This is a genomic window from Catenovulum adriaticum (genome assembly GCF_026725475.1).
In the GTDB taxonomy this organism is placed as follows: domain Bacteria; phylum Pseudomonadota; class Gammaproteobacteria; order Enterobacterales; family Alteromonadaceae; genus Catenovulum; species Catenovulum adriaticum.
This window is the reverse complement of sequence record NZ_CP109965.1, coordinates 2,223,728-2,239,339: the sequence shown is the minus strand read 5'-3', so window position 1 is coordinate 2,239,339 and position 15,612 is coordinate 2,223,728. Positions and strand designations below refer to the sequence as shown.

Sequence of the window (15,612 nt, the reverse complement as noted above, 5' to 3'; positions counted from 1 at the left end):
TTTCCCATAAATTGAAAATATTAAAATGTTTTCGGGGAAATAATGAAAAATCTTATTGTTGCCAAATTTGGCGGAACGAGCGTAGCAACTTTTGAAGCTATGTCGCGCTGTGCTGAAATTATATCAAATGAACCTAATATTCGAGTTGTGTGTGTTTCAGCTCAATCTGGTGTAACTAATCGTTTAGTTAGATTAACTAAAGCGGATGTTACCCTAGATGAGCGAGCTCAGTTAATATCTGAAATTAAAGAGATTGAATATGCCATTGTTGATGCCTTGGGACGTCCTGAGTGGGTTTGCCTAGCGTTAAACAATTTATTAAATGAATTAACGGCAGTTGCAAACTCTGAAAATTTAGTAGGCTCAATGCAACTCAAAGATCAAATTCAATCTTATGGCGAGCAAATGTCGTCTTTGTTATTTGCAGAAGTCATGAGACAAAAAAGCGTGCATGCCGTTAATTTTGATATTCGCCAAGTATTAAAAACAGATGATAATTACGGCAAAGCTCAGCCCAACATTGAGCAAACTCGGTTACAGGCCGAAAAATTAATTGCCCCAGAATTAGAAGCAACGGTTTTTATTACTCAAGGCTTTATTGGTTCTGATGATCAGGGTCAAACGACAACCTTGGGCCGCGGCGGCAGTGATTATAGTGCAGCTTTAATTGCAGAAGCCTTGCATGCTCAAACCTTGCAAATATGGACTGATGTGACCGGTATTTACACAACGGATCCTAGATTAACTCAAGCTGCACGTCCTATTCCGGAAATCAGTTTTGATGAAGCGGCTGAAATGGCTACCTTTGGTGCTAAAATTTTACATCCTGCTACGCTTATTCCCGCCGTTCGTAGTGGTGTTGGGGTGTTTGTAGGTAGCAGCCGAGAGCCAGATGTAGGTGGTACTTGGATTTTAAATAAAGTGGAAAATAAACCGCCTTATCGTGCAATTGCGCTGCGCCAAGACCAAACATTAGTGACATTAAAAAGCCCTAACATGCTATTAGCGAGTGGCTTTTTAGCAAAAGTATTTGCCATTTTAGCTGAATATAAAATTAGTATCGACTTAGTAACAACTTCTGAAATTTCAGTCGCTTTAACGATTGATAGTCCAACTAACTCGACAGTTACTGGGTTAAACCAAGTTGTATTAGATAAATTAGCGGAGTTTTGTGAAGTTAAAGTTGAAGAAGGTTTGTCGCTAGTTGCTGTGATTGGTAATCATTTACAAGCAAATTCAGGCGTTGGAGGTAAATTACTCACCGCTTTAGAAAACTTTAATTTGCGTATGATTTGTCAGGGTGCCAGCGCTCATAACTTTTGCTTTTTAACTCGAGCTCAAGATGCCGGTAAAGTAGTAGAGCATTTGCACGAAGCTTTGTTTGATGCGATTTAATTAATACTTGCCCTTATTATGGTGGCTAGAGGCTTTTATTCGTGTTTTATGTGGGGTGTTGAGTTGTTTTTATAGCAGAAAAATTAAACGCATCGTGAGATGCGTTTAATTTGATTTAACTTTTGATTTTGTATGTTTGTATCTTCAACTTAATATGTATGATTCTTTCTTGCGTGGTTTAAACCAATGAATCAGCATGACCTTTTTGCCAAACAATTAAAGGTTCATCAACTGAATTAGTAAAGGTGTAGCTATTATCTTCAACCAAAACCTTGTTTACTTGTTCTTCATTGCTGTCAAACAGCACTCGGTTATTAATGCTTAACATATCAGCATCTTCTAACGGCGCTTCAAAATTAAATACCACAGTTTCACCATCTAAATCCGCTGACTTAATAGATAAGTTGACAGGTTCGCCTTCGTTTTTAGTCACAGGCAAGTACTCTTGAAAGTAATATTCAAGGTAGGTTTGATAGGCTTTTAAATCTAACACATCAATATTAGGAATGTGTTCAACTTCAACCAAATCGTTTTCAATTAATTTTCGATTCACCTTTAAGGCTAATTTTACAGTTTCATCGTCAACCGACAGTTCGCTTGAACTACTCGAAGGTTCAGTATCGGCCTGGCTATTTAATGGTAATAAAAACATTAGAGCCAAGCTGCTTAATAATGTATTTGAATTTTGTTTCACGGTTACACCAAAAGTTAGAATATTAAGTTGTTGTTAATAATTTGTTTTAATTTTTGATTAAGGTCAAGCAAAAAAGTTCAATATTTTTATATTTTTTTTATTGATCAGTTTGTAAGCTAAAAAGTCACAAAAAATGTGCAAAATTACCCTTAAAGTACTGACATATATGGGGCTAAGCATTAAAAAATCAATCCTTTAATATTAAATATTCTGTAATCAAGGTATACTATTTTCTAATTATATCGCATTTTTTCCAGTTTAAAGGTTACCAAATGTTAAGTTATCGTCACAGTTTTCATGCCGGCAATCACGCAGATGTGCTTAAACATCTGGTTCAATTATTGGTTATTGAAAAGCTAAAGCAAAAAAATAAACCTTTTGTCTATATTGATACGCACAGTGGGCGAGGGGTGTATGATTTAAAATCAGATGATGCAAATAAAACCAGCGAGTATAAAGCTGGAATTATAAAATTATTGGCCGAACAAAAAAAAGCGCCAGAAGTTATTTTACAGTATTTAGATTTAGTTGCGCCTAATAACGCAGGCGCGTTAACTCAATATATAGGGTCTCCTGAAATTGCTCGGCTCAGTTTGCGAGAGATTGATAAATTAGTGTTAATGGAGCTGCATAATAATGAGATCGACTTATTAAAGTCGAATATGCGGGGCGATAATCGAATTGCCGTACATCATCGAGATGGGTTTGAGGGGTTAGCTGCTTGTGTACCACCAAAGCCAGCACGAGGTTTAGTACTTATTGATCCGGCTTATGAAGTAAAACAAGATTATGATTTTGTGGTTAAGCAATTGCAAAAAGCTTATAAAAAGTGGCCAACCGGAATTTATTTAGTTTGGTATCCGGTACTGGCAACACAAAGAGATCATAGCCAAAATTTAATCAGAAAATTAACTAATCTTGGTGTTTCAAGCTTATTGCAGGTTGAACTCGGGGTGAGTGAGCAGCAAGCAGATTTTGGTATGCATGCCTCAGGGATGTTGGTGGTCAACGCGCCTTTCCAATTAGATGAAAAAATAAAACCCGCATTAGAATGGTTAACCCCTTTATTAGCTCAAGATGATAAAGCTTACGCTAAATTAGAATGGCTTATTACACCTGCTTAAGTCGGAGTAAGGGGAAATTGTTCTAATAAACAATCAACCAGTTTTTTAGTGGCTGGGCCGCTATCGTCTTGTTTGGTTTGCACTAAATAAATAGGTAAAGCACGGTAGGCATTTTGGCTAAGTGGTATTTGTTTTAATTGGTTGTGAGTTAATTCAAATTGAATCATAGCTTGTGGCAAAAAAGCAAAGCCAATGCCTGCTTTAACCGCTTTAATAGAAGTATCAGGGCTAGTCACCGTTAATCTTTGCTCAGCAGCTAACCAGCCAGCATCTTGCTGACGCTTTACACCCGAATCCCGTATGACAATTTGTCTATATTGCTTTAAATCTTCATGATTAATCGGCGGCGTTAGGTTAAATAAACTATGTTTAGGATGTGCAACAGCAATCATAGTTGCTGTGGTAATTGGGGTGCCTAAAAAACCAGGTACAATTTTTGGTGTTAATACTATATCTGCGGTTTTTTCTAAAATCGCTTCTTCGGTAGCGGATAACACGGTTTCTAATATCCTGATTCGGGTTTTTGGATGCTGATTTGAAAACTGCTCAATTGCCGCTAACACAGGCTCAATTGGCATTAAACCATCTACTGCTATTGTCACCTCTGATTCCCAACCCATAGCTAAATGTGCGGCGGTTTGTTCTATATTAAGTGCACTTTCTAATAAATTTTTGGCATGGCGATAAAGTACTTTGCCACTTTCAGTTAAAACGGCTTTGCGCCCTTGGAGCATTAAGACAGGTGCTGGTAACTGTTTTTGCAAATTGGCTAACATGTAGCTAACGCTAGACTGACTTTTATTAAGTTGTTCTGCCGCTTTTGCAAAGCTTCCTTCATCGACAACAGCTTTAAAGGCAGCCCACTGTTCTAAATTAATTTTTGGAATTTTCATGATTAATCTAAAAAGTTGATTGTTTTAATCAATATTTTAATGCAATTAATCAAAAAAATCTTTGTATTATTGATTTGTACTGATTTTAACTTAAAAAATAAAGAGGTTTGCATGAAAAACATTTTAAAAATAGATTCGAGCATATTTGGCGAAAACGGTGTTTCTACTCAATTGGCAAATGCACTGATTGAGCAATTAAAAACAAAACATAACCATATTGATGTTATTCAGCGTCGCTTTGCTGAGCAAGAAATTCCACATTTTGATGCGAGTTGGATTGAAGCGCTTTCAACAAATGAAGCTGAACGTAGCCAAGCGCAGCAAGATAAAGTGAACTTTTCGGATAAGCTAATTGCCGAAGTTCAAGCAGCCGATGTACTGGTACTGACCGCACCTATGTATAATTTTAATGTGCCTTCAATGCTTAAAGCCTGGTTTGATCATATTGCACGGGCAGGGGTCACTTTTAAATATACTGAGCAGGGACCCGTTGGTTTGATTAAGGATAAACCTGTTTATTTACTGACCACGCGTGGTGGAATTCATAAAGGAAAGGCCGAAGATACGCAAATTCAGTTTGTTAAAACGTTTTTGAATTTTCTTGGGTTAAGCAATATCCAGGTCGTTTATGCAGAAGCGCTGAATATGAGTGGTCATCGGGAGCTAAGCATTGAAGCCGCTAAACAAAACATCGCAGAGCTTATTGAATAATCCGTGTGTTATTTACAATGTAAAATAAACTAGGAGTTATGATGAACAATCGCCATATTGTTGAAAAAATTCCAGCTCAAGCTACGTCAGATGGGGCTGGTGTTAAATTACTTAGAGTATTTTCTGGACCCAGAGCAGAACGCTTTGACCCTTTTTTAATGCTAGATGAATTTGGCTCTGAATCAGCAGATGATTATATTGCTGGTTTTCCGCCGCATCCTCATCGGGGATTTGAAACCATTACTTATATGCTAACGGGTAAAATGGAACATCAAGATCATATGGGCAATGTTGGTTTACTCAGTGATGGTGGCGTACAATGGATGACCGCCGGCAAAGGGGTGATTCATTCTGAAATGCCCAAACAAACCCAAGGTAAAATGCATGGCTTTCAGTTGTGGTTAAATCTATCTGCTGAAGACAAAATGCAGCCCGCAAAATATGAAGACATTGAGGCAGATGACATCCCTAATTTTGATTTTGAAGGGTTTAATGTCACCGCGATTGCAGGTAAAACTCAAGTTAATGACCAATTAGTGACAGGTAAAGTTCAGCAGGTAAAAACTCAACCTACTTATTTAGATTTTCAAGTGACTCAGGCATCCGAGATTGAAATTCATATTGCTGATGGGCAAACCAGTTTATTGTATGTTTATCAAGGCGAGCTAACAATAGGGGATGATAACGATAAATTAACGGCTCAACATTTGGCTCGGTTATCGAATAAAGGGCGGGTTAAATTGAGTGCAAGTACCGAAGCTAGATTTTTGTTAATGGCCGGTCAACCACTTAATGAACCTATCGTGCAAAGAGGTCCTTTTGTGATGAATTCAGCGGCGCAAATTGAGCAAGCAATTCGGGATTATCAAAATGATAATTTAACTGATTAACGCAATTTTTATGAGTTTTTACGGCATATTTTAAGGTGTAAACCTATTTTTTTATCAACTTTTTTTAAAATCAATTGGCTTATTGCTCAAACGAAGTTGTGGCGGTGTCTTTGGCTGAATATACAGGGTTAAATTTGTGACTTAAAGCTCGTTAATTTGGGGTTTATTTTGCGTTAAATCTAGCCGAATGGCTCGTTTTTATGTATGATCTTGGCTCTTTTAAAACTTCATTCAGCTCATCGAGGGGATATTGTTAATGAAAAAAGTAGGTTTAGTTGGTTGGCGTGGCATGGTTGGTTCTGTATTGATGAACCGCATGGTTGAAGAAAAAGATTTTGATTTAATTGAGCCCATTTTTTTCACCACTTCTCAAACGGGCCAAGCTGCTCCTAATTTCGGTAAAGATGCAGGCTTGTTATTAGATGCAAACAACATAGATGAGCTTAAAAAAATGGATGTTGTCATTACCTGTCAAGGTGGTGATTATACCAAAGCTGTTTATCCTAAATTGCGTGAAGCAGGTTGGAAAGGTTATTGGATTGATGCAGCGTCTTCATTACGTATGGATGACGAAGCCATTATTGTACTTGACCCAGTTAATAAAAACGTAATTAAAGATGGCATTCAAAACGGGGTTAAAACCTATGTAGGTGGTAACTGTACCGTATCTTTAATGATGATGGGGTTAGGCGGTTTATTTGCGAATAATGCAATTGACTGGGTTTCAGCGATGACTTATCAAGCAGCGTCAGGTGGCGGTGCTAAACACATGCGTGAATTATTATCTGGCATGGGTTATTTAAATCAATCTGTTGCTGGCGAATTACAAGATCCAGCCAGTGCTATTTTAGAGATTGATAAAAAAGTTACAGCAAGCTTAAATTCAGATGGTTTCCCAACAGATAACTTTGTTGTGCCATTAGCGGGTAGCTTAATTCCTTGGATCGATAGCGACTTAGGCAATGGTCAAAGCCGTGAAGAATGGAAAGCAGGCGCCGAAACCAATAAAATTTTAGGTTTAGATGGCAATGCAATTCCAGTTGAAGGTTTATGTGTTCGCATTGGTACAATGCGTTGTCATAGTCAAGCTTTCACCATGAAATTAAAGCAAGACATTCCGTTGGATGAAATCCACGATATGTTAGCCGTGCATAATGAGTGGGCTAAAGTAGTACCAAATGAAAAAGAAGCAACCATTAGCCAGTTAACACCAGCTAAAGTAACAGGTACTTTAGATGTGCCAGTTGGACGCATTCGTAAACTGAATATGGGCAGCGATAAACTTCTTTCAGCGTTTTCAGTAGGCGACCAGTTATTATGGGGTGCTGCTGAGCCATTACGTAGAATGTTACGTATTTTGCTTGAAGACTAATTAGCAGGTATTTTATTTACTGCGAATAGAAAGCGTCCTATGGACGCTTTTTTTGTATGTAGATTTAAGATTTTTAAAAGTGGGAAATATATTACTATTATTAATGCAGTGAACCACACAAGTTGTACTTTGCTTAAAAAACGTAGAAGTTACATTTGATTGGCTTTACGAAAATTACCCTGATAATCAAAGATACGCTCAACGACCTGCCAGTACTTTTTCTTCTGTTGGGCGATAACAAAGTCAGGATAGGGTAAGCTATTTTTTGCTGCTATGACTTGTTGATTAGACTCAAAAGCGGTGGGCTGGGTAGCTAACGCCAAGCGCCTCGCGAAATAAGCATTAAATTTTTCTTTTTGGGTTTTATTGGCCAAGTTAAATAGTTCACTGAGTTCTTGTCCATCTTCATCGTAATAAATCACTTTTAGCTTTTCTTGATGTTCAATTATTTGCATACCTGAACAGCGAATGACCATCGAATTTTTTAATTTGAGTGCGTCTTTAATTTGATCATCAGGGTCAACTAATGCGTGTTGGCATTCATGGCAATAACGGGCTGCAATATCATTTTCTGTCTGACATTGCGGGCAGTTTTTAAACTTAAACCTAAAATTACATTGAGTTGGTGGGGTATCTGCAAGCTTTGTGTCTAAGTTGTTAGTCTCGGCTGTTTCAATTACGCCCCAACATCGTCTGCCGTAATGCTCAATAATGTCACCGTCAGCATCTGTTTTACCCCAAAAAGTATTGTTAAAACCGCATAACGGACAAGGTACAGACACTGGGACTGTGTTTTTACTAGGGCGAACATTCCCCACTTCGGGATAATGTAAATCAAAGTCATTACCCGCATAGTCAATGACTAAACACTCGGTTTTATCGGGCGCTAAGCGTAAGCCTCGGCCAACAATTTGCTGATATAAACTAACGGATTCAGTGGGGCGTAAAATCGCTATAAAATCAACGTGAGGTGCATCAAATCCAGTGGTGAGTACTGACACATTAATTAAGTACTTTATCGTTTTGGCTTTGAATTGAGTAATAATGGCATCTCGATCCCTATGATGGGTATCACCAGTGACTATGGCTACTTGTTTTGCATCTGCAAATTGATTTAAATAATGGTGAATTTCTTGGGCGTGCTGAACTGTCGCGGCGAAAACCATTACACCTTGCTTATTAGTTGCCTGCTCAACAATTTGCTGACAAATCGCTTTGGTCACTCTGGGGTATTGAGTCAACAGCTGATTAATATCATTTGCTTTATATTCCCCGTTGGCGGTTGCTTGCAAATGACTAAAATCATAATGGGCGGTTGCAGCATTGACCATTTTAGGCGGCGTTAAAAACTGATTTTTGATCATGTATCTAAGCGGTAATTCATAAATACAGGTTTCAAACGGGCAGGCGGCTTCAGAGCGGAAAAAACCATAATAGTGATAACGGTAAATCCAACCAAAGTCGAGTCGGTAGGGGGTTGCGGTTAATCCTAGTATTTTTAACTTAGGGTTATTCGTTTGCAATGCCGAAATGACTTTTTGGTATTGGTTATTATTTTTTTTGGCTTGGTGAGTGTTTTTTTCGTTTTCTGGTTTTAGGTTTTTAGTCTGATTTTTTGTGGTTTTATCTTGCGCTTCAGCTTGCGCGTTATCTTGTGTATTGGCAACCCTGTGGCATTCATCAATAATAAGTAAGCTGTACTTATCTTTAAATGCATCTATATTAGGCGCGACAGATTGCACGCTGGCAAAGGTGACAGCGTGTTGGATTTCTTTTCGTTTTAACCCCGCTGAAAAAATGCCCGCTTTTAAACCGTAGCTTTCATATTTTTGGTGATTTTGTTCAACCAACTCTTTTACATGGGTGAGCACCAAAATTTTGCCGTTGGCGATTTTAGCCAGCTCAGCTATCACTAAACTTTTTCCTGCGCCAGTTGGTAGCACAATCACGGCAGAGCTTGAATGTGCCTTAAAGTGATTGATCGTCGCGTCAACGGCTTCTTGCTGGTAGGGGCGAAGTTGATACATTTAAAACCTTTTTAGTGCAATGCGGCTCTAAAAGGCAGGTTTTCACATATTTTAGCTTCGGCGATCAAAATTTCTTCTAATCGGCTATCAACCTCGGTTTTATCAAAATATTCATAGGCCAATTCAACAAATAAATTTTTGTGTTTGGCTTCTGATTTAGCGATGGCTTGGTAAAAATCTTTATCTTTACCTTCAGGTAATGCATCGGCAACCAGAGAAAACCTTTCGTGACCCCGTGCTTCAATGACCCCAGCGACCAGTAATCTGTCCATTAAAAATACGTCTTTGCCATTTCTAAATACCGAACGTATTTGTTTTATGTATGAATCTTGTTTGTCGTCACCGAGTATTTGATCGCGCTCGTCTAACAGTTTTAAAACCTGTTTAAAGTGGATTAACTCTTCAAGTGCTAAATCTGTCATGGCTCTAACTAACTTTCTGCGGTCGGGGTAGTGTGACAACATAGACATTGCCATGCCTGATGCTTTTTTTTCGGCAGCGGCATGATCTTGTAAAAAAGCATTAAAGTCAGCTAATACGGCTTCAGTCCATTTAAATGGGGTTTTGTATTTTAATTCAAACATGGGTTTTATTATCTCGCTCAAAATAGGGCTGAATTTTACCTGTGATGGCGTTTGATAAAAAGTCGTAAAGTTATATTTTATTCGGCTTGGGTGCGGTTTCGGCTAATAAATGCTGGTAATTTAACTTATCTATTTTACCTGCGCGAGTAGATGCAACTTTTAATGGATGTTTAATATGGTTCCAAGCTGTCACTTTGCCTGCGATATTTATGGGGGTAAAGCCTGATTTTATGGGATGAGTGGCAACTGGGTTTAGTTGTGGGTTTAGTTGTGGGTTTAGTTGTAAAAAGTTGAGTAGTTGCTGATAGCTATTTGAATCTGCGATGCTTAGACGCAGCAAATCTTGTTGCCTGTTTTTAAAATAATCTAAAACTTGGGCTTGGTGGCTGAGATAGCACTGCGTTAAAAAAGTATCGGATTGAATATTATCTAAGGTAAACGGCGAAAATGTTTGAGTAAAACAGCGTTTGATGATGGGGTTAAAGCCACCATCGGCTCTGAGTAAGTTATTAGCCATTCGGTTTAATAGCTGTTTTATTGACGGTAACCAGCTTGATAAATCGCGTTCAAGATAAATAAAACGACTGTTTGGGTAAGTTTTATCAAGCTGTTGATAATCTGCAAACACAGGTGTATCGGCGATAACTTGAGCCTGTTTAAAGCAATCATATACGTAAGCTGTATGCGCGGTTTTATAACCTAATTCCAAAAACGCAAGACATAAGCTGGTGGTTGCCGTACGGGGTAGGCCAATAATAAATATTTTATTATTTTGCAGTTGTAAGGTGTTCAAATGCGTCGCTTAAATAAAAACGCCGAATCTTTAAGTGCTTGAAGTGAAGGTAGCTAAAGATCCGGCTGTTATATTGTTGACTGCGATTTTATTTAAAGCGCAGAAATTTCAGCAAATTGCTGCTCGAGCTTGGTCAATGTCGATTCAGCTTCTGCTTGTTTTTGGCGTTCTTTGCTAATAACGGCTTCAGGCGCGTTATTAACAAATTTTTCGTTGCTTAATTTACCACTAATAAAAGAAACTTCTTTTTTAGCTTTATCAATCGACTTTTGTAAACGCGATAATTCAGCTGCTTTATCAATTAAACCTGCCATCGGGATTAATAAATCCATTTCACCCACTAAGGCAGTTGCTGATGCTGGACCTTTTTCACCATCTGCCAACACTTCAATGCTTTCTAATTTAGCAAGCGATTGTAAAAAGTTTTGGTTGTCGGCTAAACGGCGTTGATCGCTTTGCCCTGCATTACGTAGCAATACTTGAATTGGTTTATTAGGTGAAATGTTCATTTCACCACGGATGTTACGAACCCCTAAAATAAACTGTTTTAGCCACTCAACATCGGCAATGGCTGACTCTTCTATCATGTCAGCTTGTGGTTTAGGATAGGCTTGAAGCATGATGGTATCGCCTTCTACGCCTGCAAGTGGTGCTACACGCTGCCAGATGGTATCTGTGATGTAAGGGATAACAGGATGCATTAAACGCAGTAATGTTTCTAAAACCTGAATTAGGGTTTTACGGGTGCCACGTTGCTGTGCTTCAGTGCCATTTTGTAACACAGGCTTGGTTAGCTCAAGATACCAATCGCAGAATTGATTCCAAGTAAACTCATATAAAGTTTGAGCTAATAAATCAAAGCGATAGGTATCAAGGTATTTACGAGACGTTTCAATGGTTTGTTGAAGTCGACCTAAAATCCATTTATCGGCTAGCGAAAGCTCTATTTCGCCACCGTTTAAGCCACAATCTTGCTCTTCTGTATTCATTAATACGTAGCGGCTGGCATTCCATAATTTATTACAGAAATTACGGTAGCCTTCTAATCGCTTCATATCCCAGTTGATATCACGACCTGTTGAAGCCATTGCTGCTAAAGTAAATCTAAGTGCATCTGTACCGTGCGCTTCAATCCCGTTGTCGAATGTTTTACGCGTGGTTTTTTCTATTTTCTTGGCAACTTTTTCCTGCATTAAATTACTGGTGCGCTTTTGCACTAAACTTTCTAAATCAATGCCGTCGATCATATCAATAGGGTCAAGCACGTTACCTTTAGATTTTGACATTTTATCGCCGTTTTCATCTCGGATAAGGCCGGTAACATAAACGGTTTTAAAAGGTACTTGTGGCTTGCCATTGTCATCTTTGTTGAAATGCATGGTCATCATGATCATTCGTGCAACCCAGAAGAAAATGATGTCAAAACCTGTTACTAATACTTCAGAAGGATGGAAGGTTTTTAAATCGGGTGTTTCCTGTGGCCAACCTAAGGTTGAGAATGTCCAAAGTGCAGACGAGAACCAAGTGTCTAATACATCTTCATCTTGGCTTAAACTAATGTCGTCGGCTAAATTGTTATCGCGGCGAACTTCCGCTTCATCACGGCCAACGTATACATTACCTTGGTTATCATACCAAGCTGGAATTCGGTGACCCCACCATAATTGACGTGAAATACACCAATCTTGAATATCGTTCATCCAAGAAAAATACATGTTTTCGTATTGCTGGGGCACAAACTTTATATCCCCATTTTTTACAGCTTCGACTGCTGGTTGTGCAAGCGGCGCGGCTCTAACGTACCATTGGTCAGTTAATAAAGGTTCAATCACCACGCCACTTCGGTCACCGTAAGGTACAGTTAAGCTATGATCTTCAATCACTTCTAATAAGCCAGCTTCTTCAAACTCAGCTACAATCGCTTTACGTGCTGCAAATCTGTCTAAGCCATGAAAACGTTCAGGTAATGGGGCTTCTAGTTCAAGTGGTTTGCCATCAAAAGTAAAGGTTTCGCCTTGCGCTAAAATAGCCGCGTCTTGATTAAAGATATTAATCATAGGTAACTGATGGCGTTTACCAACTTCGTTATCGTTAAAGTCATGCGCAGGAGTGATTTTAACGCACCCTGTGCCTTTTTCCATATCAGCGTGTTCGTCGGCGACAATAGGAATACGGCGATTAACGATAGGTAATAAAATTTCTTTGCCGATGAGATCAAGATAACGTTCATCTTCTGGATTAACCGCAACACCCGTATCGCCTAACATAGTTTCTGGGCGGGTGGTGGCGACCACAATATAGTCTTTGCCGTCTTTGGTTTTTACACCATCAGCCAGTGGGTAACGGAAGTTCCACATGTGGCCTTTTTTATCTTTGTTTTCAACTTCGAGATCTGAAATTGCGGTATGTAATTTAGGATCCCAATTGACCAAGCGTTTACCGCGATAAATTAAATCTTCTTTATGTAATCTGACAAATACTTCTTTTACTGCTTCAGATAAGCCATCATCCATAGTGAAGCGTTCGCGCTCCCAATCCACAGATGCACCTAAGCGACGTAATTGTTTAGTAATAGTGCCGCCAGATTCTTTTTTCCAATCCCAAATGCGATCAATAAAAGCGTCACGGCCTAAGTCGTGACGTGTTTTGTCTTCTTCGGCTGCTAATTTACGTTCAACAACCATTTGAGTTGCAATACCAGCGTGGTCTGTACCAACCTGCCATAATGTATTGTATTGATCCATTCGCTTGTAACGAATCAGGGTATCCATAATGGTATCTTGAAATGCATGTCCCATATGCAAACTGCCCGTTACATTCGGGGGCGGAATCATAATGCTATAGGCATCGCCTTTGCCTGATGGTTTAAAATAGCCTTTCTCTTCCCATGCTTGGTAAAGCGATTGCTCAATTGCGGATGGATTAAATTTCGTTTCCATAAATACTCTGTACTCTACATTATGCGATTTCTGCTGGACTGGTGCTTAAGACATGTCCTGCAACTCTAAAGGTTTTATATCTTTCTCTGGCTTGTTGCTTTGGTTGTTCAGCGGCGGGCACAAAATCAAATATTTGTTGAAATTGTTGACTAAAGTCGGGCACTTGCTGGCTCAAATTAACCAATACGCTGCGTCTGTTTGTTGGCGCTTGCCAGCCTATTTCAACAGGCGAACCGTAACTAGGACCTTCGCCTTGTAAATTGTGCGCAACAAATTGTTTGGCATCAAATTGCCATAATATTTCATCAATTTGTTCTGCTTGGGCTTGAGTATCGGTGAATACAAAAACCTTGTGTTTATCTCTATAAAGCTTGGCAATTAATTGACAAGCAAATTGAGACACAGCAGCCTCAGATGAGCCTGCTGTGTTCTCTGCTAGTATATAAAAGGTAACCTGGCTCATTAGTCTGAAACTTGGTTAGACGCTCTGTTAATAAGGTATTGAGTTAACAAAGGGACAGGTCGACCTGTTGAACCTTTATTTTTACCGCTATTCCAAGCTGTACCTGCAATATCTAAATGAGCCCAGCTATATTTTTTAGTAAATCGTGATAAGAAACACGCAGCGGTAATACTACCAGCTGGTCGGCCGCCAATATTGGCTAAATCTGCAAATGGGCTTTCAATTTGTTCTTGATATTCATCCCATAAAGGTAAGCGCCATGCTCTATCACCCGATTGCTCGGATGCACTGACCAAATCATGAGCCAATGGATTATGATTACTCATTAAACCTGTGGCTTGATGGCCTAAGGCAATCACACAAGCGCCTGTTAATGTGGCACAGTCAATGACAACATCTGGATTAAAACGTTCAACATAAGTCAGCGCATCGCATAGCACCAATCGGCCTTCTGCATCCGTATTGAGTACTTCAACCGTTAAGCCAGACATAGTTGTTAAAATATCGCCTGGTCGATAAGCTCGGCCATCAGGCATGTTTTCACAGCCCGCTAAGATAGCGACTACATTTATTGGTAAATCTAACTCAGCTAAGGCGTGCATCGTTCCTAAAACACCAGCAGCACCGCCCATATCGTATTTCATTTCATCCATGCCTTGGCCCGGTTTTAATGAAATACCGCCAGCATCAAACGTTAAGCCTTTACCCACTAATACAATAGGCGCTACATCTTTATCAGCCCCTTGGTATTGGATAACAGACATCACAGATTCGTTTTCGCTACCACGGCCAACAGCCAGATATGATCCCATACCTAGCTCTTCCATTTCTTTTTCTTTTACGAGATAGGTCGAAATTTTATCGTATTCTTTATCGAGGTTAGTGGCTCGTTCGCCTAAGTATTCAGGGTTACAAATATTCGGTGGTAAATTAGCTACATCTCGGCAAACTTTTTGGCCGACGGAAATCGCTAAACTATGCTCAACCGCCTTTTCGCCAATTGCCAATTCGCGGCGAGTAGGGACATTAAATACAATTTTACGTAATGGACGGCGAGGCTCTTCTTTTTTACTTTTGAGTTGATTAAAGGTGTATAAGCAATCTTGCGTTGCTTCAACTGCCATTCTAACTTTCCAGTAGGTATCGCGACCTTTTACATGCATTTCAGGTAAAAAGCAGACAGCCTCCATTGAACCAGTTTCATTTAGCGTATTAATTGTTTTAGCAATAATTTGTCGGTACTGGCGCTCATCTAATTCTCGTTCTTTACCACAACCAACCAACAAAATACGTTCACTTAACACATTAGGCACATGGTGTAGCAGTAGCATTTGCCCTGCTTTTCCTTCTAAATCACCACGGCGCAATAAATTGCTAATGTAGCCGTCGCTAATTTTATCCAGCTGCTCGGCAACTGAGGTTAACCTGCGAGGTTCAAATACCCCTACAACAATGCAGGCACTGCGTTGTTTTTCTGCGCTACCGCTTTTAACGCTAAATTCCATGTTGACTCCTAATGCTGTTTGTATGCAAAACAGGGCAATTTATCACTGTTTTAGAAAAATACGACTGAAACTAAATAGAGTAATATTACCCTAAAATAGATTAAAAATAATCTGGTTATCTGTTATTAAGCCGTTTAGATTCGCGTTTATTTCGTGAATTTTTGCAAATTAAGGCTGAATAAAATTAACGATATCAGTTACAATTTGTATATTGATATATTT

At 39.1% G+C, this 15,612-nt stretch carries 13 protein-coding genes; 5 read left to right on the top strand and 8 right to left on the bottom strand.

Features of this window, described 5'->3' with window-relative positions; all coding sequences use genetic code 11:
• Positions 1-42 precede the first annotated feature (42 nt).
• Positions 43-1,395 (top strand): lysine-sensitive aspartokinase 3, encoded by a 1,353-nt coding sequence (gene lysC, locus OLW01_RS09720; protein WP_268073687.1) that lies wholly within the window; start codon positions 43-45, stop codon positions 1,393-1,395.
• 178 nt (positions 1,396-1,573) lie between these two features.
• Here the strand turns inward: lysC and OLW01_RS09715 are convergent, their stop codons facing one another.
• Positions 1,574-2,089, bottom strand: a complete 516-nt coding sequence (locus tag OLW01_RS09715; protein ID WP_268073685.1) for a DUF6702 family protein — start codon at positions 2,087-2,089, stop codon at positions 1,574-1,576.
• A gap of 272 nt (positions 2,090-2,361) precedes the next feature.
• Between OLW01_RS09715 and OLW01_RS09710 the strand changes: the two genes are divergently transcribed.
• On the top strand, positions 2,362-3,213 hold the full coding sequence (locus OLW01_RS09710; protein WP_268073684.1) for a 23S rRNA (adenine(2030)-N(6))-methyltransferase RlmJ: 852 nt from the start codon (positions 2,362-2,364) through the stop codon (positions 3,211-3,213).
• Here OLW01_RS09710 and OLW01_RS09705 read toward each other — a convergent pair.
• Complete coding sequence (locus OLW01_RS09705) at positions 3,210-4,106, bottom strand: LysR family transcriptional regulator (protein ID WP_268073682.1); 897 nt, start codon at positions 4,104-4,106, stop codon at positions 3,210-3,212. The genes OLW01_RS09710 and OLW01_RS09705 overlap by 4 nt on opposite strands.
• A gap of 111 nt (positions 4,107-4,217) precedes the next feature.
• Between OLW01_RS09705 and OLW01_RS09700 the strand changes: the two genes are divergently transcribed.
• The 3 genes from OLW01_RS09700 (at position 4,218) to asd (ending at position 7,079) form a co-directional block, all read left to right on the top strand.
• Entirely contained in the window at positions 4,218-4,817 is a 600-nt protein-coding gene (locus OLW01_RS09700; protein WP_268073681.1) for an FMN-dependent NADH-azoreductase, read from the top strand.
• A gap of 38 nt (positions 4,818-4,855) precedes the next feature.
• The gene (locus OLW01_RS09695; protein WP_268073679.1) at positions 4,856-5,707 is read left to right on the top strand and encodes a pirin family protein; all 852 of its coding nucleotides are present in this window, start codon (positions 4,856-4,858) and stop codon (positions 5,705-5,707) included.
• A 256-nt stretch (positions 5,708-5,963) separates the two neighbouring features.
• The gene (gene asd / locus OLW01_RS09690; RefSeq protein ID WP_268073676.1) at positions 5,964-7,079 is read left to right on the top strand and encodes an aspartate-semialdehyde dehydrogenase; all 1,116 of its coding nucleotides are present in this window, start codon (positions 5,964-5,966) and stop codon (positions 7,077-7,079) included.
• A gap of 149 nt (positions 7,080-7,228) precedes the next feature.
• Here asd and OLW01_RS09685 read toward each other — a convergent pair whose 3' ends face one another.
• From OLW01_RS09685 to pepA, 6 genes are all read right to left on the bottom strand, one after another.
• Positions 7,229-9,106, bottom strand: coding sequence for a DEAD/DEAH box helicase (locus tag OLW01_RS09685; RefSeq protein WP_268073674.1), 1,878 nt, complete (start codon positions 9,104-9,106; stop codon positions 7,229-7,231).
• A gap of 11 nt (positions 9,107-9,117) precedes the next feature.
• Positions 9,118-9,690: a MiaE family protein gene (locus OLW01_RS09680; protein WP_268073672.1), complete on the bottom strand. Its 573-nt coding sequence runs from the start codon at positions 9,688-9,690 to the stop codon at positions 9,118-9,120.
• A 70-nt stretch (positions 9,691-9,760) separates the two neighbouring features.
• On the bottom strand, positions 9,761-10,483 hold the full coding sequence (locus OLW01_RS09675) for a sulfotransferase (RefSeq protein WP_268073671.1): 723 nt from the start codon (positions 10,481-10,483) through the stop codon (positions 9,761-9,763).
• Between the two features lie 92 nt (positions 10,484-10,575).
• A complete protein-coding gene (locus OLW01_RS09670) occupies positions 10,576-13,422 on the bottom strand; it encodes a valine--tRNA ligase (RefSeq protein WP_268073670.1) in 2,847 nt (948 codons plus the stop codon).
• A gap of 19 nt (positions 13,423-13,441) precedes the next feature.
• Entirely contained in the window at positions 13,442-13,885 is a 444-nt protein-coding gene (locus OLW01_RS09665; protein WP_268073668.1) for a DNA polymerase III subunit chi, read from the bottom strand.
• A complete protein-coding gene (gene pepA / locus OLW01_RS09660; RefSeq protein ID WP_268073667.1) occupies positions 13,885-15,390 on the bottom strand; it encodes a leucyl aminopeptidase in 1,506 nt (501 codons plus the stop codon). The genes OLW01_RS09665 and pepA overlap by 1 nt, the downstream gene beginning before the upstream one ends.
• Positions 15,391-15,612: the final 222 nt, after the last annotated feature.

Bases quoted from the DNA above. Each gene is read 5' to 3' on its own strand.
- lysC (WP_268073687.1), top strand. From the start codon at position 43: ATGAAAAATCTTATTGTTGCCAAATTTGGCGGAACGAGCGTAGCAACT.
- OLW01_RS09710 (WP_268073684.1), top strand. From the start codon at position 2,362: ATGTTAAGTTATCGTCACAGTTTTCATGCCGGCAATCACGCAGATGTG.
- OLW01_RS09705 (WP_268073682.1), bottom strand. From the start codon at position 4,106: ATGAAAATTCCAAAAATTAATTTAGAACAGTGGGCTGCCTTTAAAGCT.
- OLW01_RS09700 (WP_268073681.1), top strand. From the start codon at position 4,218: ATGAAAAACATTTTAAAAATAGATTCGAGCATATTTGGCGAAAACGGT.
- OLW01_RS09695 (WP_268073679.1), top strand. From the start codon at position 4,856: ATGATGAACAATCGCCATATTGTTGAAAAAATTCCAGCTCAAGCTACG.
- asd (WP_268073676.1), top strand. From the start codon at position 5,964: ATGAAAAAAGTAGGTTTAGTTGGTTGGCGTGGCATGGTTGGTTCTGTA.
- OLW01_RS09685 (WP_268073674.1), bottom strand. From the start codon at position 9,106: ATGTATCAACTTCGCCCCTACCAGCAAGAAGCCGTTGACGCGACGATC.
- OLW01_RS09680 (WP_268073672.1), bottom strand. From the start codon at position 9,690: ATGTTTGAATTAAAATACAAAACCCCATTTAAATGGACTGAAGCCGTA.
- OLW01_RS09670 (WP_268073670.1), bottom strand. From the start codon at position 13,422: ATGGAAACGAAATTTAATCCATCCGCAATTGAGCAATCGCTTTACCAA.
- OLW01_RS09665 (WP_268073668.1), bottom strand. From the start codon at position 13,885: ATGAGCCAGGTTACCTTTTATATACTAGCAGAGAACACAGCAGGCTCA.
- pepA (WP_268073667.1), bottom strand. From the start codon at position 15,390: ATGGAATTTAGCGTTAAAAGCGGTAGCGCAGAAAAACAACGCAGTGCC.